1 protein-coding gene is annotated in these 1,951 nt (G+C 58.9%); it reads right to left on the bottom strand.

Annotated elements, in window-relative coordinates:
- Positions 1-521: 521 nt before the first annotated feature.
- Positions 522-1,541: an IS110 family RNA-guided transposase gene (locus tag P0D89_RS52530; protein WP_408370873.1), complete on the bottom strand. Its 1,020-nt coding sequence runs from the start codon at positions 1,539-1,541 to the stop codon at positions 522-524.
- Positions 1,542-1,951: the final 410 nt, after the last annotated feature.

The following is a 1,951-nucleotide window of genomic DNA, read 5'->3' as shown; positions in this document are numbered from 1 at the left end:
ATGGCGGTTCACATCTGTTGGTCATACCGCTGAGCCTGGCATCCATCCGCATTGGTGCTCGCAGATCACGACTCATCTCACGACTCGTCGCTGCCCCGAGGGGCGGGTTACGTTGTTCCGATGGCTTCGCACCCGGCCGTTACCAGCCACGCATGCATCGGTAGGCTACCGCCGACGGAACGGCGGGTTTCTTCGCCGAGATCGGCTGAAACAATTACTTACGCGGCTTCATGTCGCACATATGAACGCCTCCCGTTTGCGCCAGTGTTTCGTGTGTTCCGACATCGACAGGGTGGGTTGCAGCTGTATATCCGGCCTTGTTGCAGCCGATACTGCCGCTGCGGGCCCCGATGAAATCCGCTGACTCACACCTCATTGCGGGTACGAGCTCGAAGCTCGGCAACCAGTTCAGGTTTAGTGAGTCCCGGTCCGACCTGTCTTGTCATCTCACGCGATTGCCAACGCAACTTTTCGACGTCCACCCTGTGTTAAACGGTAATCTTGTACGTTTCGGCCGCCGTTCAGACGGGCTTCATGCTCACGTACCCTTTTTCATACGATCGGTCATGAGCGAGCACCGCCCAGATCGTGCGCGCCATCTTGTTCGCCAAAGCAGTCACCACCACGTTGGGTGGTCGCCGTTTTTTCATCTGCTCAACCCACGGGCCAGGCTCCTTCGCACGCGTCAGCACGGCCCGCGCGCCGTGGATCAGTAGCGTGCGCAGGTAGGTGTCGCCCCTCTTGCTGATCCCGTGCAGGTTCACCTTGCCGCCCGAACCGGTCTGCCGGGGCACAATTCCGACCCAGGCCGCAAACTCACGCCCCGATCTGAACGCCTTCGGATCTCCGATCATCGCGACCGCAGCCGTCGCCGTCAGCAGACCCACGCCCGGAATCTCGATGATCGCCTTCACGGCCTTGTCTTCCTTCTTCCACTCGCGCAACCGCCGCTCGATCGTCGCGATTTCTTCGTCCATTTTTTCAATCCGCGTCCACTGTTCGCGTAGCGTATCGATCAGCACCTTCGGCAGACACTGTTCGACACGCGTGAGCGCATCGGGAATTGCTTTGCCCAGCGCGCTGCGGCCTTTGCCCATCGCTTCGCCGAACTCGGCCAGCATCCCGCGCAGGCCGTTGATCTGCATCGTGCGGAATTTCACCAGTTGCTCTCGCTGCCGGTGCATCATCAGCACGGCCTGTTGCATCTCCGTCTTTACCGCCACCGCCTTGCACGGCTGCTGTACTGCCAGCCAGATTGCCTTCGCGTCTGCCGCATCGCTCTTGTTGCGAATGTTGAATGCCTTCACGAACTGCGCGGGCATCAGCCTGACCTCGTGGCCCATCTTCGTCAGTTGCCGGGCCCAGTGATGCGCGCTGCCGCATGCTTCCATGCCAATCAGGCACGTCGCACGATTCGCGAAGTGCTCGAGAAACTGAGCGCGTTTGATCGACCTGTCCACGATCTCACCTGTCTGCGCGTCGACGTAGTGCACCTGAAACACATTCTTCGCAATGTCGATTCCAACTGGCGTAGCATTCATCTGTGGATCCTCCGGTTGCCGGGAAATGCGTGCATTTTCCACCTGGGCACATCGATGCCGTTGGCCCGTGAGAATTCACCTTACTTCGCTTTCCTTCACGGGTGGGACGCGTTCATTCCATTGCGGGTTCTTTCAGCGCTCGAATTTGGCTTCAGGCTGCAGCAGGAAGGGGTTTTCGCAGATACGAGCGAACCGGCTAGAATCTCGTTGCTTTGGTGCTCGAGATGGCGAGAAGCAAGCCACGACAACGGATTCCAACGAAATTGAGTGCCGCGCAGTTCGAGCAATTCGTCTTGCCGCATCTGAGCAAGGGCAGTCGCGGCCCCGCGAAGAAACTGAGCTTTCACGCGATCTTCAACTACATTTTGCGTTTGCTTTACCTGGGCTGCCAGTGGAAGGAGCTGCCGATT

Source organism: Paraburkholderia sp. RL18-085-BIA-A (assembly GCF_046027075.1).
Taxonomy (GTDB): Bacteria; Pseudomonadota; Gammaproteobacteria; order Burkholderiales; family Burkholderiaceae; genus Paraburkholderia.
This window is presented reverse-complemented; position numbering and strand designations above follow the sequence as displayed.

What these genes read in the sequence shown, in the direction of transcription:
- P0D89_RS52530 (WP_408370873.1), bottom strand. Translation starts at nt 1,541, where the DNA reads ATGAATGCTACGCCAGTTGGAATCGACATTGCGAAGAATGTGTTTCAG.